Origin of the sequence: Parvibaculum sp., assembly GCF_049651025.1 — a bacterium.
GTDB lineage: Bacteria > Pseudomonadota > Alphaproteobacteria > Parvibaculales > Parvibaculaceae > Parvibaculum.
In genome coordinates this window covers 23798-44222 of the sequence record NZ_JBASBH010000082.1, presented here as the reverse complement: position 1 = coordinate 44222, position 20425 = coordinate 23798, and the positions used below count along the sequence as shown (strand labels likewise).

At 61.0% G+C, this 20425-nt stretch carries 24 protein-coding genes and 1 tRNA gene; 18 read left to right on the top strand and 7 right to left on the bottom strand.

Translation table 11 applies throughout. The annotated features are described in order from the left end of the window. The 8 genes from WA943_RS11340 to WA943_RS11305 all read left to right on the top strand — a co-directional run. Positions 1–576 (top strand): MFS transporter (locus WA943_RS11340; protein ID WP_424469987.1); only part of this gene is annotated, 576 nt, incomplete at its 5' end. A gap of 150 nt (positions 577–726) precedes the next feature. Further along, positions 727–1551, top strand: a complete 825-nt coding sequence (locus tag WA943_RS11335; RefSeq protein WP_424469986.1) for an alpha/beta hydrolase — start codon at positions 727–729, stop codon at positions 1549–1551. A gap of 26 nt (positions 1552–1577) precedes the next feature. Next, positions 1578–2201, top strand: a complete 624-nt coding sequence (locus WA943_RS11330; protein ID WP_424469985.1) for a glutathione S-transferase family protein — start codon at positions 1578–1580, stop codon at positions 2199–2201. Positions 2202–2383: 182 nt separating this feature from the next. Beyond that, complete coding sequence (gene pstS, locus WA943_RS11325) at positions 2384–3427, top strand: phosphate ABC transporter substrate-binding protein PstS (RefSeq protein ID WP_424469984.1); 1044 nt, start codon at positions 2384–2386, stop codon at positions 3425–3427. A 20-nt stretch (positions 3428–3447) separates the two neighbouring features. Then, on the top strand, positions 3448–4431 hold the full coding sequence (gene pstC / locus WA943_RS11320) for a phosphate ABC transporter permease subunit PstC (RefSeq protein WP_424469983.1): 984 nt from the start codon (positions 3448–3450) through the stop codon (positions 4429–4431). Further along, the gene (gene pstA / locus WA943_RS11315) at positions 4428–5270 is read left to right on the top strand and encodes a phosphate ABC transporter permease PstA (protein ID WP_424469982.1); all 843 of its coding nucleotides are present in this window, start codon (positions 4428–4430) and stop codon (positions 5268–5270) included. The genes pstC and pstA overlap by 4 nt, the downstream gene beginning before the upstream one ends. A gap of 17 nt (positions 5271–5287) precedes the next feature. Beyond that, on the top strand, positions 5288–6091 hold the full coding sequence (pstB, locus tag WA943_RS11310) for a phosphate ABC transporter ATP-binding protein PstB (protein WP_424469988.1): 804 nt from the start codon (positions 5288–5290) through the stop codon (positions 6089–6091). Between the two features lie 72 nt (positions 6092–6163). After that, positions 6164–7006 (top strand): FTR1 family iron permease, encoded by an 843-nt coding sequence (locus WA943_RS11305; protein WP_424469981.1) that lies wholly within the window; start codon positions 6164–6166, stop codon positions 7004–7006. Between the two features lie 15 nt (positions 7007–7021). Here the strand turns inward: WA943_RS11305 and WA943_RS11300 are convergent, their stop codons facing one another. The 3 genes from WA943_RS11300 to exbB are packed head-to-tail and all read right to left on the bottom strand — an operon-like array spanning position 7022 to position 9038. Further along, on the bottom strand, positions 7022–7720 hold the full coding sequence (locus tag WA943_RS11300) for an energy transducer TonB (protein ID WP_424469980.1): 699 nt from the start codon (positions 7718–7720) through the stop codon (positions 7022–7024). Further along, positions 7717–8142, bottom strand: coding sequence for a TonB system transport protein ExbD (exbD, locus tag WA943_RS11295; RefSeq protein ID WP_424469979.1), 426 nt, complete (start codon positions 8140–8142; stop codon positions 7717–7719). The genes WA943_RS11300 and exbD overlap by 4 nt, the downstream gene beginning before the upstream one ends. 8 nt (positions 8143–8150) lie before the next feature. Next, positions 8151–9038, bottom strand: a complete 888-nt coding sequence (exbB, locus tag WA943_RS11290) for a tonB-system energizer ExbB (protein ID WP_424469978.1) — start codon at positions 9036–9038, stop codon at positions 8151–8153. A gap of 352 nt (positions 9039–9390) precedes the next feature. Here exbB and WA943_RS11285 point away from each other — a divergent pair, with 352 nt between their 5' ends. The 5 genes from WA943_RS11285 (at position 9391) to WA943_RS11265 (ending at position 11902) form a co-directional block, all read left to right on the top strand. Continuing rightward, the gene (locus tag WA943_RS11285) at positions 9391–9600 is read left to right on the top strand and encodes a hypothetical protein (RefSeq protein ID WP_424469977.1); all 210 of its coding nucleotides are present in this window, start codon (positions 9391–9393) and stop codon (positions 9598–9600) included. Between the two features lie 117 nt (positions 9601–9717). Then, positions 9718–10704, top strand: a complete 987-nt coding sequence (locus tag WA943_RS11280; protein WP_424469976.1) for a fatty acid desaturase — start codon at positions 9718–9720, stop codon at positions 10702–10704. 32 nt (positions 10705–10736) lie between these two features. Continuing rightward, the gene (locus WA943_RS11275; RefSeq protein ID WP_424469975.1) at positions 10737–10988 is read left to right on the top strand and encodes a GIY-YIG nuclease family protein; all 252 of its coding nucleotides are present in this window, start codon (positions 10737–10739) and stop codon (positions 10986–10988) included. A 12-nt stretch (positions 10989–11000) separates the two neighbouring features. Further along, on the top strand, positions 11001–11222 hold the full coding sequence (locus WA943_RS11270; protein ID WP_424469974.1) for a SlyX family protein: 222 nt from the start codon (positions 11001–11003) through the stop codon (positions 11220–11222). Between the two features lie 8 nt (positions 11223–11230). Then, positions 11231–11902 carry a pseudouridine synthase gene (locus WA943_RS11265; RefSeq protein WP_424469973.1) on the top strand — a complete coding sequence of 224 codons (672 nt, stop codon included), beginning with the start codon at positions 11231–11233 and terminating at the stop codon, positions 11900–11902. A gap of 16 nt (positions 11903–11918) precedes the next feature. Here WA943_RS11265 and WA943_RS11260 read toward each other — a convergent pair whose 3' ends face one another. From WA943_RS11260 to mnmA, 4 genes are all read right to left on the bottom strand, one after another. Continuing rightward, positions 11919–12182, bottom strand: a complete 264-nt coding sequence (locus WA943_RS11260) for a hypothetical protein (RefSeq protein ID WP_424469972.1) — start codon at positions 12180–12182, stop codon at positions 11919–11921. Positions 12183–12352: 170 nt separating this feature from the next. Next, positions 12353–12429 (bottom strand) — tRNA-Met (locus WA943_RS11255). 117 nt (positions 12430–12546) lie between these two features. Beyond that, positions 12547–13206: a class I SAM-dependent methyltransferase gene (locus WA943_RS11250; RefSeq protein WP_424469971.1), complete on the bottom strand. Its 660-nt coding sequence runs from the start codon at positions 13204–13206 to the stop codon at positions 12547–12549. 135 nt (positions 13207–13341) lie between these two features. Further along, positions 13342–14553: a tRNA 2-thiouridine(34) synthase MnmA gene (gene mnmA, locus WA943_RS11245; RefSeq protein ID WP_424469970.1), complete on the bottom strand. Its 1212-nt coding sequence runs from the start codon at positions 14551–14553 to the stop codon at positions 13342–13344. A 240-nt stretch (positions 14554–14793) separates the two neighbouring features. On the opposite strand from mnmA, the gene WA943_RS11240 reads away from it, so the two are divergent. From WA943_RS11240 to fliG, 5 genes are all read left to right on the top strand, one after another. Further along, positions 14794–16275 (top strand): flagellar hook-length control protein FliK, encoded by a 1482-nt coding sequence (locus tag WA943_RS11240; protein ID WP_424469969.1) that lies wholly within the window; start codon positions 14794–14796, stop codon positions 16273–16275. A gap of 15 nt (positions 16276–16290) precedes the next feature. Next, on the top strand, positions 16291–16983 hold the full coding sequence (locus WA943_RS11235) for a flagellar hook assembly protein FlgD (protein ID WP_424469968.1): 693 nt from the start codon (positions 16291–16293) through the stop codon (positions 16981–16983). Positions 16984–17114: 131 nt separating this feature from the next. Then, on the top strand, positions 17115–17390 hold the full coding sequence (locus tag WA943_RS11230) for a DUF1153 domain-containing protein (RefSeq protein ID WP_424469967.1): 276 nt from the start codon (positions 17115–17117) through the stop codon (positions 17388–17390). Positions 17391–17699: 309 nt separating this feature from the next. Then, entirely contained in the window at positions 17700–19370 is a 1671-nt protein-coding gene (gene fliF / locus WA943_RS11225; protein ID WP_424469966.1) for a flagellar basal-body MS-ring/collar protein FliF, read from the top strand. Positions 19371–19381: 11 nt separating this feature from the next. Continuing rightward, the gene (gene fliG / locus WA943_RS11220; RefSeq protein ID WP_424469965.1) at positions 19382–20407 is read left to right on the top strand and encodes a flagellar motor switch protein FliG; all 1026 of its coding nucleotides are present in this window, start codon (positions 19382–19384) and stop codon (positions 20405–20407) included. Positions 20408–20425: the final 18 nt, after the last annotated feature.

Below are 20425 nucleotides of genomic sequence, written 5' to 3'. Positions count from 1 at the left end.
GCCATGCTCGCCATCACGCTCTTCTTTCACCAGTTTGCCCATTTCGTACTGCCGAGCATCTGGTCCTTTTACGTGATGGAAAAATTCGGCTGGTCGGTGCGGGAGATCGGTTATTCGCTCGGCGTTGCGGGCCTCTCAATGGCCATCGTGCAAGGCGGCCTGATCCGTTCTGTGATTCCGCGCATCGGTGCTGAGCGCGCCGCCTATGTCGGCCTCGTCTTCGCCGCCATCGGCTATTTCGGCTACGCCTTTTCGACAACCGGCTGGGCGCTCTATGCCTTCATGGTGCCCGCCGCCCTCGCAGGACTGGCATTCCCGTCGATCAATGGCCTGATTTCGGTGCTCGTGCCCGCCAACGCCCAAGGCGAGTTGCAAGGCGCGCTTGGAAGCATCAGCGGCATGACGGCGATCATCGGGCCGGTCGTCATGACCCAGCTCTTCGGCTATTTCACAAGCGCCGCCGCGCCAGTCAATTTTCCGGGTGCTGCCTTCTTCGCGGCAGGCTTGCTGGAGCTTGCTGCGGTGTTGATGCTGGTCCGCGTGATCCGCCGTTCGGCAGCAAGCGCATCGGCCTGAGCCTTCTTTTCTTGACAGCCTCGCCGCCGACCGATTGCATCACCGGACATAAATTTTGCATCGGGGGCCACCGTGAGCTTTCAGCTCTTCGCACTGAATTATCTGATCCGCTTTCAAATCAAACGGAAGCTCCGGAAGAACCCCGACATAATGCTGCTGCGTCCGATCATGGACGGCATGGTCGGCATGCAGCCGCCGCTGCCCGCAGACATCACGGTCGAACAGACCAGCCTTGGCGGCGTGCCGACCGAGCGCCTCTCCGCGCCCGGCTCAAAGACCGGCGCTGCCTTTCTCTATATTCACGGCGGCGGCTGGGTCGCGGGCTCGCCCGCCACGCATCGTCCCCTCACCTGGCGGCTGACAAAGCAGATCGGCATTCCCGTCTATGCGATCGACTATCGCCTCGCGCCCGAACATCCCTATCCCGCGGGCCTTGACGATTGCGTCGCCGCCTATCGCGCCCTGCTCGACCAGGGCATCCCCGCCTCTGCCATCATTGTCGGCGGCGACAGCGCAGGCGGCAACCTGACGCTCGCTCTGGCGCTCCGCCTCAAGGCCGAAGGCCTCACGCTTCCCGCCGCCCTTGTCTGCCTCTCGCCCGCAACCGACCTGACCGCCAGCGGCAATTCGATCACGGCCAACGCCAAGGCCGACGCCATGTTCATTCCCGCCATGATGGAAACCACCGGCCCGCGCTATTTTCCCGGCGGCGATGCGAGCGACCCCTTCCTTTCCCCGCTCTTTGGCGACGTCACGGGCTTCCCGCCGACCCTCTTTCAGGTCGGGGCCACGGAAATGTTACTCGACGACAGCACCCGCATGGCTGACAAGATGAAGACAGCAGGCGTCGCGGCCACGCTCGATGTCTGGCCCAAGGTCTGGCACGTCTGGCAACTCACCGCCGACCGCTTGCCGGAAGGCGAACAGGCAATCGTCAAGATAGCCGCCTTCGTAAAAAGCCATTTGCCGCAATAGGCAGAACAACTATCAGGAGCGCGCCGATGATTAAGGTCCACCACCTCAATAATTCGCGCTCGCAGCGCATCCTCTGGCTCCTTGAGGAGCTGGGAGTGCCTTACGAGATCGTCAAATACCAGCGCGACGCGGTGACGAACCTCGCCCCGCCGGAGCTGAAGAAGATCCATCCCCTCGGCAAGTCGCCCGTCGTCACCGACGGCGATCAGGTGATGGCGGAATCGGGCGCCATCATCGAATTGTTGACGAAGAAATACGGCAAGGGAAAGCTCAGCCCCGCTGAAGGCACACCCGCTTACGACAAATACATCGAATGGCTGCATTTCGCCGAAGGCTCGGCCATGCTGCCGCTGATGCTGGCTCTCTATACGAGCCGCCTGGGCGATGCCGCCGCCCCGCTCGCACCCCGCATCACCAGCGAAATCGCGAACCACCTCTCCTACATGAACAACTCGATTGAAAAAGGCGGCTACCTGCTCGGCAAGGAATTCAGCGCCGCCGACATCCAGAATTCCTTCACGCTTGAAGCCGCCAAGGTCCGCGGCTTCCTTGCCGACTATCCAAACCTCCTCGATCTGGTCGATCGCCTCCATGCGCGCCCGGCCTACAAGAAGGCGCTGGAAAAAGGCGGGGCCTACGCGTTCGCCTGATTTTCCATGATTATCTGCCATTCCAACCCTCTCCCCCTCGGGGGAGAGGGTCAGGTGCTGGGCTTCCAGCGCCCCTAACTCCCCCTCCATGACACAACTGTCATAAAACCGTCATTCAATCGTCGTAGTGAAGGCCCTGAACGCCGAGCCACGGGAATCGACGAGCGAAAGACCCTGACAGGATGTTGAAAAACTTCAGGAAATCGGGACGCGCGGTATGCCTCGCAGGGGTGTTACTGGCTTTCTCTCCTGCTGCTCAGGCCGCCGATATTTCCGGCGCGGGCGCAACCTTCCCCTACCCCGTCTATGCCAAATGGGCCGAGGCCTATCACGCCGAAACCGGCACAGCCGTGAACTATCAGTCGATCGGCTCGGGCGGCGGCATCAAGCAGATCAAGGCCAAGACGGTCGATTTCGGCGCGACCGACAAACCGCTCTCCGCAGCCGATCTCGATGCGGCCGACCTCGCCCAGTTTCCGACAGTCATGGGCGGCGTCGTGCCGGTCGTGCATCTTCCCGGCATCAAGCCCGGTGAATTGAAGCTGACCGGCGAAATCCTCGCTCGCATCTATCTCGGCGAAATCACGAAATGGAATGACCCGGCCCTCGCCAAGGTCAATCCGGACATAGCCCTTCCCGATCAGGCCATCGCCGTCGTCTATCGCTCGGACGGTTCAGGTACGACTTTCAACTTCACTTATTATCTGAACGTCGTTTATCCGGGCTGGAGCGCGGTCGGCGTCAATACGGCGGTCGAATGGCCGGTGGGCATCGGCGGTAAGGGCAATGACGGCGTCACCTCGATGACCGGCCATATGATCGGCTCCATCGGCTATGTCGAATACGCCTATGCGCTGCACAACAATCTTTCCTACGTCGCCATGCAGAACAAGGCGGGCAAGTTCGTCGAGCCGAGCCTGAAAAGCTTTCAGGCCGCCGCTGCCAATGCCGACTGGAAAAACGCCAAGGGCTTCCACCTTATCCTCGCCGATCAACCCGGCGCCGAAAGCTGGCCGATGACGGCGGCGACCTACATTCTGCTCCAAAAAAAGCCGTCAAAGCCCGAAACCTCCAGAGAGGTCTTGCGCTTCTTCGACTGGTCCTACACGCATGGCGACAAGCTTGCCGAGGGTCTCGACTATGTGCCGATGCCCAAACCCGTCGTCGCGCTTGTTGAAGCAAGCTGGGCGCAGGTTGTCGACAAATCCGGCAAACCCGTTTTCTGACCTCTGGAGTATTCGATCGCATGTCGCTGGCCGATGACATAGAGGGCACGAAACGCCTGAGCCGCATGAGCCGTGCCTGGATCGGCGACAGTCTGTTTCGCGCGACGACGCTCACCTTCACACTTGTGGTGCTTCTGCTTCTCGGCGGCATCGTCATCGTCCTGATCGACGGCGCGACACCCGCTCTCCAGGTGCTGGGCCTAGACTTTCTGACGAGCAAATCCTGGAACCCGGTGACGGAGCGCTATGGCGCGCTCGTGCCGCTTGTCGGCACCATCGCAACCGCTACAATCGCTCTCGTCGTCGGCGTGCCATGCGCCTTTGCCGTTGCCTTCTTCCTGACCGAACTTTGCCCCTACCGCCTGCGCGCGCCGCTCGGCATTGCCGTCGAACTGCTCGCCGCCGTGCCAAGCATCATCTATGGCATCTGGGGCCTCTTCGTCGCCGCGCCCTATTTCCAGTCGACGCTGGAACCGGCGCTGGCGAAATGGCTTGGCCCGATTCCAGTCATAGGCCACCTCTTTTCCGGCCCGCCCATCGGCATCGGCCTTCTGCTCGCGGGCCTCATTCTCGCTCTGATGATCCTGCCCTTCATCACCGCCGTCATTCGCGACGTCTTTGAAAGCGTGCCCGCCGTCCTGCGCGAAAGCGCCTATGGCATCGGCGCGACGCGCTGGGAAGTCGTCTGGCATATCGTCCTGCCCTACTGCCGCACCGGCGTTGTCGGCGCGGTCATGCTGGGCCTTGGTCGCGCACTCGGCGAGACGATGGCCGTCACCTTCGTCATCGGCAACGCGCACCGCTTGCCAAAAACGCTTTTCGATCCGACGACGACCATCTCGGCAACGCTTGCCAATGAATTCAACGAAGCCGTCTCCGACATGTACACATCGTCGCTGATCGGCCTCGGCCTCGTTCTCTTCGTGTTGACCTTTACCGTGCTCGCCATCGGCAAGCGGCTTCTGCTCCGCAACGAATATGCAAAAGCGGGAGCGCGCCGATGACCCGTCCGCAGCAGAGACGCATCGCCAATATCGCGGCGACGGGCCTGGCGCTGTTCATCACGGCGGTCGTGCTTTCCATTCTCGGCACCATTCTCTGGACGCTCGTGTCGAACGGTGTGAAGGCGCTCGGTCCCGCGCTGTTCACCTTGAACACGCCGCCGCCCGGAAGCCCCGGCGGTCTTGCCAATGCGATCTTCGGTAGCCTTGTGATGACGGCGCTCGCGATCCTCATCGCAACACCCGTCGGCATTTTCGCCGGAACATATTTGTCCGAATATGGCCGCACCAATCGTCTCGCCGGCACGGTGCGCTTCATCAACGATGTGCTCCTGAGCGCGCCCTCCATCGTCATCGGCCTTTTCGTCTACAGCCTTCTCGTCGTGCCGATGGGCCACTTCTCGGCAATCGCCGGTATCGTCGCGCTGGCGATCATTGCCGTGCCGATCATCGTGCGCACGACCGAAGACATGCTGGTGCTCGTGCCCGACAGCTTGCGCGAAGCCGCCGCCGCCGTTGGTGCGCCGCGCTGGAAGATCATCGTCAAGATCAGCTACCGCGCCGCCTTCCAGGGCATTCTGACCGGCATCCTGCTTGCAGTTGCGCGCGTCAGCGGCGAAACGGCACCGTTGCTTTTCACCGCGCTCAGCAATCAGTTCTGGAGTTCAAACCTCAACGCGCCGATGGCGAACCTTCCGGTCGTCATCTATCAGTTCGCGTTGAGCCCCTATGAAGACTGGCGACAGCTCGCATGGAGCGGCGCGCTGCTCATCACCGCGACGGTGCTGTTCCTCAATATCCTCGCCCGCCTTCTGACCAAGAAAAGGACAGGCCGTCCGTGACCACGCAACATCCCATGATGCCGCCTCTCGCGCATTCCGAACGCGACCTGAACGACGGTCGGGCCCATCCCGAGAAGATCGCGGTGCGCGACCTGCATTTCTATTACGGCCAGACCGAAGCTCTGAAGGGCATCAACATCTCGATCCCCGACCGCCGCGTCACCGCCTTTATCGGCCCGTCGGGTTGCGGCAAGTCCACGCTGCTGCGCTCGATGAACCGCATCTATGAAATGTATCCCGGCCAGCGCGCGACCGGCGAAGTCGTCATCGACGGCCAGAACATCCTCGACCGCTCGCTCGACCTGACACGGCTGCGCACCAAGGTCGGCATGGTCTTCCAGAAGCCGACGCCCTTCCCCATGTCGATCTTCGACAACGTGGCCTTCGGCATCCGCCTTTATGAGCGCCTGTCGCGCCCCGATCTTGAAGAGCGCGTGCATTGGGCCCTGACGCGCGCCGCCTTGTGGGACGAGGTGAAGGACAAGCTCAACGCCGTCGGCACGGGCCTGTCCGGCGGCCAGCAGCAGCGCCTCTGCATTGCGCGCGCCATCGCCGTCAAATCGCAGATCCTGCTGATGGACGAACCCGCCTCCGCGCTCGATCCCATCTCGACCGCCAAGCTCGAGGAGCTGATCGAGGAACTGCGCGAGGAATATTGCATCGTCATCGTCACCCATAACATGCAGCAGGCCGCCCGCGCCTCGGACTACACGGCCTTCATGTATCTGGGCGAACTGGTCGAATTCGACACTTCGGAAAAGATATTCACCAATCCCTCCAATGTCCGCACCCGCGACTATGTGACAGGGCGTTTCGGCTAGCGCCGATCTTGTTCTTGAGAACAATTTGCATATAGACTGGCACCACGTCGTTAGGCCCCGGAGCGCCGCGCCATGCTTGCAACCCTCGTCATCGTCTGCCGTGAAGTCATCGAAGCCGGACTTATCATCGGCATCGTGCTGGCCGCCACCCGCGGCGTTTCACTGCGAGGGCTCTGGGTTGGTTATGGTGTGGCAGGGGGAATTGCGGGAGCCTGTCTCGTTGCCGCCTTCGCAGGCAGCATAGCGGGCCTCTTTCAGGGCTCCGGTCAGGAACTCTTCAACGCCTCCATCCTCCTCCTCGCCGTCGTCATGCTCACCTGGCACAACGTGTGGATGGCAAGCCATGGCCGCGAAATGGCCGAGGACATGCGGGCCATCGGAACCGCCGTCGCGCAAGGAACACGCTCGCTGGCGGCGCTCGCCATCGTGGTCGGCATCGCCGTCCTGCGCGAAGGCGCGGAAGTTGTCCTCTTCCTCTATGGCATTGCGGCTTCAGGCGGCGCGAGCAGCCTCTCAATGCTGATCGGCGGCATTGTCGGCATCGCTTGCGGCGCGGCAGTCACGGCATTCCTCTATTTCGGCCTGCTCGCCATCCCCACGCGCAAACTCTTTGCCGTGACCTCGGGCCTTATCACCCTGCTTGCCGCCGGCCTCGCCGCGCAGGCCATCCTCTATATCCAGCAAGCAGGGCATCTGCGCTTCCTGACGGCACGCCTCTGGGACAGCAGCTGGCTGCTGGATGACCGCAGCATCGTCGGCCAGCTTGTCCATACGCTGATCGGCTACACGGCCCGCCCCAGCGGCGCGCAACTTCTGGTCTATCTCGCGACCATCGTCGTCATCGTCACCTTGATGCAGGTGACAGGGCGCAGCAACGCGGTGCGCGCATCGAGTGCGGCAACCGCAGGCGATTGATCGCCGATCTTCCCGCTAGTTCTTGAGATTGAATCGTACAGGCACGATCACGCTGAACGTATCCTGATGCATGTCCTGCGGCAAAGGCGGCAGCGGATCTGCGCGACGCAGCATGGTCGTGGCTTCCGTGTCGAGAGATATGACGCCTGACGACCTGTCGATCCGCGACGAAAGCACATGCCCGCTCTTGTCGATCGTGAACCGCAGATAGACCGTGCCCGTCTGCCGCCGCCGTTGCGCCGCTGCTGGATAACGCTTGTGACGCTCCAGATGCGCATAAAGCAGGCTCAAATAATTTGGCGACACCGCCGGCTGCGCCTCAACGGGCGACTTGGCGAGCATGGGCGCTGCCGGTGCGGCCGGCGCCTGCGAGGATTTCGGTGCGTCGGGCTCTTTCTTCTGCTCGACCTTCGGTTTCGGTTTGTGCTTGGGTTTGTGAAGAACCACTTCGGCCTTTTCGACGACCGGCATTTCGTCCGGCTTGATGTCCGGCTTCGCCTCGACAATCTGCGGCGGCGCGGGCGGTGTCGGCATCATGTCGATCATGACGGCAGGCGGCGGTGCCTGCGGCACAAGAACCGGAACGACCCATGTCGCGGCGGCAACCGCAACGCCGACATGCAACGTCAGCACCGCAGCAAAGCTGCCGCCCCAGCGCATGCGCGCATGCATGCCGTTTTCAGAATTGAAAGCCGATGTCTCGACGGCGCTCATGGCGTAGGCGCTTCAAGTCCGATCAGCGCAACCTTCAGATAACCGGCATCGCGCAGACCGTTCATCACATCCATGAGATCGCCATAGTCGACGCTCTTGTCGGCGCGCAGGAAAATCCGCTGGTTCTTGTCGCCGCCCGCCGCGCTGTCGAGCGCCTGCGCGAGCATGTTGCGCGCGACAGAATTATTGCCGATGGCAAGCGTCAGATCCTGCTTCACCGTCAGCATGATCGGCTTGTCGGGACGCGGCGCCTGACGCGCCGTGGCAGCGGGCAGATCGACCGGAACGTCAACCGTTGCCAGAGGCGCCGCAACCATGAAGATGATCAGCAGCACGAGCATCACGTCGATGAACGGCGTGACGTTGATCTCATGCGTCTCTTCCAGATCGTCGCCGATACCGTGATTGAGCCGGACACCCATGGTTCAACTCACTCCGCCGCTTTGCGCAGTGACTGCGTGGCCTGACGGTCGAGGTCGCGCGAGACGAGGCGAAGCACCTCAGCCGCCACATCGGCAATGCCTGCCCGATAGGCTGCAATCGCGCGCGCAAACATGTTGTAGATGACGACGGCAGGAATGGCGGCGACAAGGCCGATGGCGGTCGCGAGCAGGGCCTCGGCAATGCCGGGCGCAACGACAGCAAGATTGGTCGTCTGCGACTGCGATATGCCGATGAAGCTGTTCATGATGCCCCAGACCGTGCCGAACAGGCCGACAAAGGGAGCGGTCGCGCCGATGGTGGCAAGAAGGCCGGTGCCGATCGACATGCGCCTGCCAGCGGCCGCCTCGATGCGCTCAAGCCGCGAAGCGACGCGCTCCTTGATGCCATCCTTGTCCGTCGCGGAAACATCCGCGGACACACGCATCTCAAGATCGGCGGCACGGACAAGCGCCTGTGTCGGCCCATCACCCTTGCCGACTGCCGCAAGCGCTTCGGGCAACGTCGCAACCGATGACAGCGCCCGCATAGCGCCCCGCGCGCGGCGACGCGCCCCCGAGAGTTCAAAGCTTTTTGCCAGCCAGATCGTCCATGTCAGCACGGAAGCGAATGCGAGGCCGATAAGCACCGCCTTCACAACGATATCGGCGCCCAGAAACATGCCCCAGGGCGAAAGATCATGCGGCAATGTTGCGAGAACGGCTGTATCCATGCCCCCGACTGCCTCCACCGGCGCGCCCTCTTCGGCGTAAACGGCGGGCGCCCACACCATGGCGGCAAATAGAGACAAGACCAGCGCTGCGAGCAACATGCGGGGGGTCGTCCTCGGTTCAGACCTGGTCAAAGCCGGTTCTCCTTCAGCCTCCCCGCCGCGCATATTTTTACAGACTTGGCGACGGTCTTGAGAGGCAATTTCGTACCACACCAGAAACAAATTTGCGAAACATTCGCAACTCTGCTTGAGGCGCCCTGAATTCGACATATCCTTATTGATATTGATACGCAAGTGCACACTCGCAACGGTGATGCGTTTTCGTGTCGCAACCCGGGGCCAAAGCCTCAAGCCGGGCATTCATGCGGAAAGCGACAGACAATGGATATCGCCTGTACGCAATAATTTCAGCGAATTCTTTCGCGCTTTTGCCGCGGGAGTTCGTGATTGACAGTCTGCGGGGGCCACCTAATATCCGGTTCTCACCACATACGACAGCGTACTGGAGTCGCGATCGATGCTGACGATCCCGAAGGGCTTGCCCCTTCTCAAGGTCAAGGATGACGATAGCGATCTGAAACGCATCAGCATCACCGACAAGACAATGGCCGACAAGGCAGCTGTCGATCCGATGCTCGAGAAAATCTGCATGCCCGCCTTCAAACGCGAAGCGGCGATGCTGGTCGGCCAACGTGTCGACTACAGCAATCAGCACAGCTCCATCTGAGCGGACCCAAGCCTTTCGCACGCCCGACGCACAAGTCGGTTCAGGCCGTTGACCGGAATACAAGGTTCCGGTCTTACCCTTCATAAAATCGAACAAGCCCCCGGGGCACAAAGCTTCATGCAATCAAGAATTAAAGAATTCGCCGCGCATTGTGCGACCTATCGCACGCCGGACACGATGCGCGCGATCGGACAGATCGCGACGACAACCATTCCATTCGTCCTGCTCTCGGCCGCAATGTATGCGAGCCTTGAATATGGATATTGGCTGACCCTGCTGCTGTCGATTCCGACCGCGGGTTGCGCCTTGCGCTTCTTCATCATTCAGCACGATTGCGGCCACGGTTCATTCTTCGCCTCGCGTCGCGCCAATGCCATCACAGGCCGCATTCTCAGCCTGCTCACCATCACGCCCTATGCCTATTGGCGCCGCCTTCACGCGCTGCACCATGCCTCTTCATCCAATCTCGATCGGCGCGGCTTCGGCGACATCGACACGTTGACGACTGATGAATATGCGGCGCTCCCGCGTCTGCGCCGCATTGCCTATCGCATCTATCGCAACCCGGCTTTCCTTCTCATCATCGGCGGCCCGATCCATTTCCTGGTGCTGCAGCGTCTTCCGCTGACCCTGCAAAGACCCGCATGGGAAATGTGGAGCAGCGTCATGCTTCACAATCTCGCAATGCTCGTATTTTACGGCGGCCTCGTCTTCATTCTCGGCTGGGAACATTTTGCGGTTCTGGTCCTGCCCGTTCTCATTTTCGCCGCCGCCATGGGCGTCTGGCTCTTCTACGTCCAGCACCAGTTCGAAAATACGCAGTGGGATAAAAATGGCGTCTGGGATCGCCAGACTGCCGGACTTCTGGGCAGCTCCTACTATGTGCTGCCGCGCGTCCTGCAGTGGTTCACGGGCAATATCGGCCTGCACCACATTCACCACCTGTGCAGCCATATCCCCAACTACCGCCTGCAGGAATGCCTCGACGCAAAGCCGGAACTGAAGACGATCAATCGTCTGACGATCCTTCAGAGCTTCAAGACTGCACCGCTGGCGCTGTGGGACACCCAACGCAGAAAGCTCGTCAGCTTCCAGGGTCTTTGAGCCGAAGCGTGCGAGCGGCTATTCTGCCTCGCATGACGCAGAAGGCCTGGTATCTCTACATCCTCGAATGCGCCGGTGGCAGGCTCTATACGGGGATCACCGTTGACGTGGAGGCGCGCTACAAGGCGCATGCCTGCGGTCGTGGTGCGAAATTCACGCGAAGCTATCCTCCGAGCCGTATCCTGCTCGTGCAAACCTATCCGGACAGGTCGCAAGCCTCGAAAGCGGAACACGCCGTCAAGAAGCTGTCGCCGAACGACAAACGCAAACTCATCCGCGATTGACAGGCCAATGATATGACGGACATCTCCGCCCTGAGCCGCAGGATCGACGAGCTGGAAATCCAGCTCGCTCACCAGGACCAGACGATCGAGGATCTGAACGATACGATCGCGAGGCAATGGCTCGAAATAGAGGCTCTGGCGCGCAAGCTCGACAATCTCGGCACCCGCGTTCATGCGGTCGAGGAAACGTCTGGAGAGCCCGCCCCTGTCGAGCCTCCGCCGCCTCACTATTGATTGAGCCCATGCAAAACGAGCCGCCAAAGCCGTTCCACTATGCGCCGCCGATGACGCCTTATCTCGCCGTCATTCATCGCGACGACGACATATTGGTGCTGTCAAAGCCGAGCGGATTGCTGAGTGTGCCGGGAAAACCGGCCGAGCATGCGGACTGCCTCGAAAGCCGTGCCTCCGAACTATACCCCAGCGCCAGGACGATCCACCGCCTCGACAAGGACACGTCGGGCGTCGTGGTGATGGGCATGAACCGCAAGGCGCACGCCGATATCAGCATGCAGTTTGAAACGCGCAAGACGAACAAGTCCTATGTCGCGCGCGTCTGGGGCTATGTCGCGCAAGACAAGGGCCGCGTCGACCTGCCTATCGCCTGCGACTGGCCGAACCGCCCCAAACAAATGATCGATCATGAAAAAGGCCGCTCGGCCCAGACGGACTGGGAAGTGATAGAGCGCGAAGCCACGACAACGCGCCTCCGCCTCTATCCTGCCACCGGACGCTCACATCAGCTCCGGGTCCACATGCTGAGCCTCGGCCACCCGATTCTGGGCGACAATTTCTACGCCCACGCGGAAGCCTTCGCCGCCGCACCGCGCCTTCAACTCCACGCCGAAACTCTGGAGTTCCAGCATCCCGGCAACGGGCGCGCTTGTCTATTCCGCGTCGAATGTCCGTTCTGAAAACGTGACCAAAATATCAGCCGCCAATCCCGCGCAATTCGACTGTCCGCGAATTGCTGTTCGAGTTCGAGTTCGAGTTTGAATTCGAATTGCCGTTGGTATTGCTGTTGCTGTTCCAGTTGCCATTGAAGTTCCAGTTCCAGTTGTTGTTGGAACCCGAACCCCCGACAGCACAGGCATAGGCCGGCGTCGCTGTGGCGAAAGCATAAACGACGACAACGGCAGCAACGGTGCCCACGCCACTCAAGGCCATCCAATATTTAGAAAGATAGGTCTTCATCTGTCTCACCTCATTACGCTCATGGCCCCGTTTGGCACGAACGGACCGAAATCCGACGCCACAGGGCTGATTCTGAACTTCAAAAGGCAAGAGCCGTACCAACCCCGGAGGCGATAGGCTCCGGGGATTGCGGAGTAACAAAAGCCGATGATTTTTTTGATGAGGGAATTTGGTAGCGGAGGACGGATTCGAACCGCCGACACGCGGATTATGATTCCGCTGCTCTAACCAACTGAGCTACTCCGCCCCAAGCCGACGGGAACTCTGTCGAGCGCCGCGTCTTGAAGAAGTGGGGATATAAAGGGCAGCCTCAAAGCCTGTCAAGGTTGAGGCAGCCACTTGTGGGAAAAGAGGCTGAAAAGCCTCAGGCCGGAGCCTTTTCTTCGCTTGCTTCCGCTTTTCGGAAACGCAGCATGGTGAAAAGGCCCATGGGCTTCAGCGAACGCGTCTCGATGAGCTCGAGCGTCGTCGCATCCGTGATGGTCTCGATACGAAAATCGGGATGCCAGCCAAGAGCACGCGCAGCCGGCGCCATCCAACGTTCGACCTGCCCGCGAATCCCGTGATCCTGCGCGAAGTGATTGACGATCACAACCTCGCCGCCCGGAGCGCAGACGCGCTCCAGTTCCTGCAGCACCTTCAAGGGATCGGGCACCACCGTCATCACATACATGGCGACGACCGTGTCGAAGGACGCGTCCTCAAAGCGAAGCTCCGATGCATCCATCTCATAAAGCCCGGCGACATTGTGCAGCTTGCGCTCACGCGTGCGTGTCCGCGCCTTGCGAAGCATGTCGGGCGAGAAATCGATGCCGGTGATCGTGAGATGCGGCGCGTAGCGCGGCAAGGCGACGCCGGTGCCCACGCCCACTTCGAGCAGAGTGCCCGAACGCTGGTTGATGATGTCGATGGCGCGCTTGCGGCCAAAATCGGCAATGGGTCCGAATGACCAGTCATAGACCGGCGCCCAGCGCGCATAAGCCTTCAGGACCGACTGCTCGTCGATGCGCGCTATACCCGTCAAACTCGTTCTCCCCACCTTTGCCCGGCTGGCCCTAATGTGAGGGTCCGGAAGCCATACTCGCAAGCACTTTATCTTGTCGATCCAGCCCGAATTGTGGCCATGCGGACCACTACGCTCACATAAATAGATTAGCTGCTAACCCGAAGCCAAGCGGCGCGCGGCGGGAAGGCCTTCATCTTCAAGTGCATCGAGATGCGCCATGGCAATGAAGCCGCCCCCCAGAACGCGCAAACCGGACTTGTCGTAAAAAACACAAGCCTGACCCGGCGCAATTCCGTCTTCGCCCTCGACAAGCTCGATCTCCGCCGTAGCCGCGCCCGTCGCCGTGACGCGCGCCGCAACAGGCGCCGCCGTCGAGCGCACTTTTGTCAGGATTTCAAGATCGGCAACCGCTTCGAAGGGACCATCGCCCAGCCAGTTCACGTCGCGAAGCGTCAGACGATGTGTCGCAAGCGCCGACTTCGGCCCGACAACGACACGCTTGGCCGCCGCGTCGAGTTTCACAACGAAAAGCGGTTGATCCTCCGGCCCGCTCGCGCCAAGGCCGAGACCGCGCCGCTGGCCGATCGTGTAATGGATAATGCCCTTGTGCCGCCCGAGAACGCGCCCGTCCATGTGAACGATATCGCCCTCGCCCGACGCGCCGGGCTTCAACCTGTCGATGATGTTGACGTAGCGCCCCGTCGGCACGAAGCAGATGTCCTGACTGTCAGGCTTGTCGGCAACGGAAAGCTCCATGCGCTGCGCTATCTCGCGCGTCTGCTGCTTCGTCAGATCGCCAAGCGGAAAGCGCAGAAAATCAAGCTGCTCACGCGTCGTCGTGAAAAGGAAATAGCTCTGGTCGCGATCGAAATCGCGCGGCCGATGAAGCTCGCGGCCGGCAGCGCCTGCACGGCTGGCGATGTAATGACCCGTCGCCAGCGCCGCCGCACCAAGATCGCGCGCGGTCGTCAGCAGATCGCGAAACTTCACGCGCTCATTGCAACGGACGCAAGGGATGGGCGTCTCGCCCGCCACATAGGATTCGGCAAAGTCGTCCATGACGGCGCGGCGGAAGCGCTCTTCATAGTCGAGAACATAATGCGGAATGCCGATGCGCTCGGCCACGCGCCGCGCATCCTGAATGTCCTGCCCCGCACAGCAGGCGCCCTTCTTCTGCACCGCAACGCCGTGATCGTAGAGCTGCATGGTGATGCCGACGACGTCGTAACCCTGCTCCTTGAGCAGCGCCGCCGTCACCGAGCTGTCGACGCCACCGGACATGGCAACAACCACCCGCGTCTCCTCCGGTCGTCCGGGGAGATCGAGGCTATTGAGACCGGTCACTTCATCGAAGGGTGCGCGCATGGCTCGTATCTTGGCCTTCAGGATGCGGCGCACGAAATTTGGCGCCTCTTCCCGGCAATAATTGCCGGACCCGGCAGGAATATCGTCGCGTGAGGCCCTGCCGTCAATGGGCAAGCCATTGAATTTACCCGCGAATTTATCGCAACCCATATGGCCCGGCGCTTGCTTCCATGAATGCGAACCAGAATGGGCTCACGAGGATTAGTGATGCCTGCCAAGCATTTCGCCGGGGTATGAGTTATGGGCCTTCCCTCTTCCGTAAGCTTCCGAACGAGCCAGATCGATCCGACTTCGGTCTTGCCCACGGCGGCCCGTCAAAATGACGCAGCCAATGGCTCGGGCGGTTTCGAGCGCCATCTGGACGCCAGCCGCTCGCGCGACGACCGTACGGCCGACCGGCGCCAGCGCGACCGGAGCGAAAGCACGCGCGACGCCCAGAAGCCCGAAAAGGACACCTCGGTCCAGAAAGACGCCGATAGTGACGCAACCGAGAGCGCGGCAACGCCGATTGCCGCCGCCCCGGTCATGCCGGTTGCAGATGCGCCGAAGTCCGTAGTTGCCGAAACGGGGGAGAAGGCCGAAGGCAGCAGCCCGGATGCCGCGTCGCTTCAAGCCGGCGACCAGATTGCCGCCGACAAGCCCGATGCCGCCCTGCCCGACGCAGCAACGAATGTCGCAACGGGCCCGGACACACCCAAAATTGCCGAGGCGACTGCACCCAAATCGGATGAAAAAGCCGCCAAAGGTGAAAATAAAGACGAAGTGCCCCTCGACCTGGCGCTCTCTCTCAATCCTGCTCACGCGGCCGCACCGGCAGCGCAAACAGCCAGCACCGACCTGAAACCCGACGCCATAGCCGCCGCCGCGCCCGTGCCCGCGGCCCAGACGCCGCTTGTTGCCCTTGCCGCAAATGCGAATACGGATTCGAACGGGGAACCGACGCCGGTCGACGAAACAGACCCCGATGCGGGCCTCACCATCAAAGGCAAGGACGGCCTCGGTCACGAAGCCGCCGCAAGCCTTGCGGAAAAATCCGACAACAAGACCGCCGCCGCGCAGCAGGCAACTCCAAACGCACAGCAGCAACCTGCGCAGTCCTCCGCTGTTGCCGCCGCACCGACGAATTTCGCCAAGATGGTCGCTAACACCACAGGCGGCGACGGAAGCGCCGTTACCGCAACAAGTACCGACAGTGCCGGGACGGCGCGCCTGAGCGATCTTCAGAATGTCGGGTCGAGCAACCAGAACTCGAATACCGCGACCGTGCGCGTTGGAACCCTGCCCGGGCAGACGACGCCGACACAGATTCCCGCCATGACGATTGCACTGCAGGTCGCGCGCAATCTGCAGAAGGGCGTCAACCGCTTCGACATCCGCCTCGACCCGGCGGAGATGGGCCGCATCGACGTTCGCATGGAAGTCAAAAAGGACGGCAACGTCGCCGCGCATCTGATCGTCGACCGACCCGAAACGCTCGATCTGCTCCAGCGCGACGCGCGCGCCCTTCAGCAGGCGCTCAATGATGCAGGCCTGCAAGCAAATGGCGACAGCCTCGAATTCTCGCTGCGCGATCAGAACGCGGGCGGCAATGCGCAAGGCTTTGGTTCCGATACCGCAGGCACTTCTTCAACCGGCGACACGGCGGCTGCGGAAGAAACGATCAAGACCTCCGTCTACAACATCAATCTTTCCGCCACCGGCGGCGTAGACATTCGCGTCTGAAGCAAGGAAATACAAATGGATATCGCCGCGATTTCCGCCGCACAGGCGCAGGCAGCAGCATCGACAAACGGTGCCAGCAAGTCAGGCGTGGCAGCCAACGCGCTTGCGGGCAACTTCAACATGTTTTTGACGCTGCTCACGACGCAGCTCAAGAACCAGAACCCGCTCGATCCGATGAAGTCGGAAACCTTCACCCAGCAGCTCGTGCAGATGTCGAGCGTGGAACAGGCGATCCAGACGAACAGCAACCTTGAGACGCTGATTAGCGCCAGCGCCTTTCAGGCGTCTGCGACGGCCATCAACCTCATCGGCAAGGAAGTCGAAGGCGTCGGCGGCGGTGCCGTGCTGAAAGACGGGGCAGCCAAGTGGACGATCACGCTCAACAAGGATGCCCCGAGCACGACCGTTTCGGTGCTCGACAAGAACGGCGCCACCGTCTTCACCAAGCAGCTCGACGGCAAATCCGGCACGCAAACCTTCAACTGGGACGGCAAGGACAAGTCCGGCGTCGCCCAGGATGACGGCACCTATTTCCTGCAGGTCGTCGCCAATGACGCAAGCGGCGCTCCAGTCGGTGGAAACGTGACCACCAAGGGGATCGTGACGGCTGTCGATCTGAGCAGTTCGGACCCGCTGCTGACCGTCAACGGTGCCCAGATCAACTATTCGAAAGTGCTCGCTGTCGGCACGCCCTCAACCGGCTCCTGAGACGATTTCCGTCCCACGATGACACGGTTAAGTCTTTGAAATTGGGTCAAATTTTATCTAGCGACTTATCCGTTTTTTAAACCGGGCGCCCGTAGAGTGTCTGTCAGTAACGAACACGGAGAAACTGTTCGATGAGTGAGCAGCACCATACGAAACTCAACTATGTGATCGGCCCCGATGGGACGCCGCTCACTGTGGCTGATTTGCCGCCATCGAATACGAAGCGCTGGGTCATCCGCCGCAAGGCTGAAGTCGTTGCCGCGGTTCGTGGCGGGCTCATCAGCCTCGACGACGCCTGCCGTCGCTACACGCTGACGGTTGAAGAATTCCTGAGCTGGCAACGTTCGATCGAACGTCACGGGCTGGCTGGTCTTCGGGCCACAAGGGTTCAACAGTACAGGCAGTGAGATAGACACTGTATCTGCGTACTTACTGTCCTACGGACGCCGGCGAGGTCACCTTCGCCGGCGTTTTCCGTTTTGTTCTCACCTATTCCAGCCTGATCGGCAAAAATTGCCGGGCGCGTTAAGCATCTGTTTAGGCTGTCGCGGTAATTTTTACCTACCGGCACGGGATCGGGATCCGCTTGGGCTCTTTGGGCATATTGGGCGCGGCTCCTTCGGGGACAAAGAATTTGTCGCTGGCCTGGTGTCTTGCACTGACTTTTATCCAAGGAAGGGATGAAGGCTCGGCGCGGTGACACTTGAGGTGGGAACGTGGGCGACGTCTCGAATCTTATTAAATCGCTGGGTCTGGTCAGACTCGCAGCGCTGGGCCTTGTGGCCGCAGCGCTTCTGGGTTTCTTCGGCTATCTGGGTCTGCGGATGTCCGCCGAACCGATGGCTCTGCTTTTTGCCGATGTCGCGCCGGAAGACGCAGCCAAGATGACGGCCGCGCTCGATGCGATGAAGGTCGAGTATCAGCTCAAGGGCGACGGCACGACGATTTATGCGCCTGAAAGCGCTGTGCTGAAGCTCCGCATGTCGCTTGCCGCAAAAGGCCTCCCCGCTGGCGGCACCGTCGGTTACGAAATCTTCGACAACGCCGCCGCCCTCGGCACGACGAATTTCCTCCAGAACATCAATCATCTGCGCGCGCTTGAAGGCGAGCTGTCGCGCACCATTCGCTCGATTGAAGGCATTGACGCCGTCCGCGTCCATCTGGTGCTCCCCGAGCGTGAACTTTTTTCGCGCGACAAGCGCGAACCGTCCGCCTCCATCGTCCTCAAGGTGCGCGGCTCGCTCGCGTCGCTGCAGGTGAAGGCGATCCAGCAGCTCGTCGCTTCAGCCGTTGAAGGCCTGACGCCCGGCCACGTGTCCATCGTTGACGAGCGCGGAACGCTGCTCGCAAGCGGCATGGGCGACGATGGCCGCTCGATGATCTCCGCCACAATCGACGAACAGCGCGCGAATTACGAAACGCGTCTGCGTACCCATGTTGAAGATATCGTCGGTCGCGTTGTCGGTCTCGACAAGGCGCGCGTCGAAGTGACCGCGCAGATGGATTACAACCGCGTCACGCAGACCTCGGACGTTTACGATCCGAACGGCCAGGTCGTGCGCTCGACGCAGACGGTCGAAGATACGTCGAACAACACGGACGGCAAGCAGTCGCAGTCCGTCTCGGTCGGCAACAATCTGCCCAACGCCAATCCGACCGGCGGCGACGGCGCGACGACATCGCATCAGCAGTCGAACCGCAACGAGGAAACGGTCAACTACGAAATCTCGCGCACGACGAAAACGGAAGTGCTCGAGCCAGGCCGCGTCCGCCGCCTCTCGATCGCGGTCCTCGTCGATGGTGTCTATGCGCCGGACGCAAGCGGCAAGCCCGTCTATGCGCCCCGTTCCGAGCAGGAGCTCTCCAAGATCGAAGCGCTGGTCAAATCGGCTGTCGGCTTTGAAGCCGCCCGCGGCGATCAGATCCAGGTCGTCAATCTTCAGTTCGCAACGCCTGCGCCTTTCGATGCGGGCAAGGCGGACGCCGAACCCTTCCTCGGCCTGACCAAAGCCGACTATATGCGCCTCAGCGAGTTCGGCGTGCTCGCGATCCTCGCACTCATTGCAATGTTTTTCGTCTTCCGTCCCATGCTCGCCCGTATCGGCGCAGGCGCGGGACGCAGCGCCGCACCGCTTGCACTGGCCAGCCAGCAGGCTCACTCCGGCGCCGCCCTCCCCGCCCCCGACGGCTCGGTTTCGGGCGACGATATTTCCGCCGCGCTTATCGGCAACAGCGACCAGAGCTTTGGCGACGACACGCTGATCGACATCGCCCAGGTCGCGGGCAAGGTGAAAGGCTCATCCGTCCGCAAGATCGGTGAACTGGTCGCCGTCCATCCTGATGAATCCATTTCCATTCTGCGCAGCTGGCTGCACGAAGCCGTTTGAGGATCTGACCAGTGGCAACCGCACCGAAAAAACAAGAAGACAAGGGTCTGACCGGTCCGCAGAAAGCGGCGATCTTCATGCTTGCCATGGGCGCCGACGATGCAGCGACGCTTTGGGACATGTTCGACGACGACGAGATTCGCGAAATGTCGCAGATCATGTCGACGCTCGGCACCGTGCAGGCCGGTACGGTCGAAAAGCTTCTCATCGAATTCGCATCGAAGATGTCGGGCACCGGCGCGCTGATCGGCTCTTACGAGTCGACCGAGCGCCTGCTGTCGAAATTTCTCTCAGAAGACCGCGTCAATTCGGTCATGGATGAAATCCGTGGCCCTGCCGGTCGCACCATGTGGGAAAAACTCGCCAACGTGAACGAGCAGGTTCTGGCGAGCTATCTGAAGAACGAATATCCCCAGACCGTCGCCGTCATCCTCTCCAAGATCAGAGCCGATCACGCCGCGCGTGTGCTGCCCCATCTGCCTGAAGACTTCGCGCTTGAAGTCGTCACGCGCATGCTTCGCATGGAATCCGTTCAGAAGGACATTCTCGACAAGGTCGAGCAGACGCTGCGCGCCGAATTCATGTCGAACCTATCGCGCTCGAACCGCCGCGATGCGCATGAGCTGATGGCCGAAATCTTCAACAATTTCGACCGCCAGACCGAAGGCCGCTTCCTTGCCGCGCTGGAAGAGCGCAGCCGCGAATCCGCCGAGAAGATCAAGGCGCTGATGTTCACATTCGAAGATCTCGCCAAACTCGACCCCGGCTCCGTCCAGACGCTTCTCCGCGCCATCGACAAGAACAAGCTTGGCATCGCGCTCAAGGGTTCGTCGGACACGATGCGCGATCTCTTCTTTGCCAACATGTCCGAACGCGCCGGCAAGATCTTGCGCGAAGACATGGAACTCATGGGCCCGGTCCGCCTCAAGGATGTCGACGAGGCGCAAACGACCATGGTGAACATCGCGAAGGATCTCGCTCAGAAGGGCGAGATCATGATCGCGGCGAATAACGAAGAAGACGAACTGATCTACTGATGCGCTCAAGCATCTCCG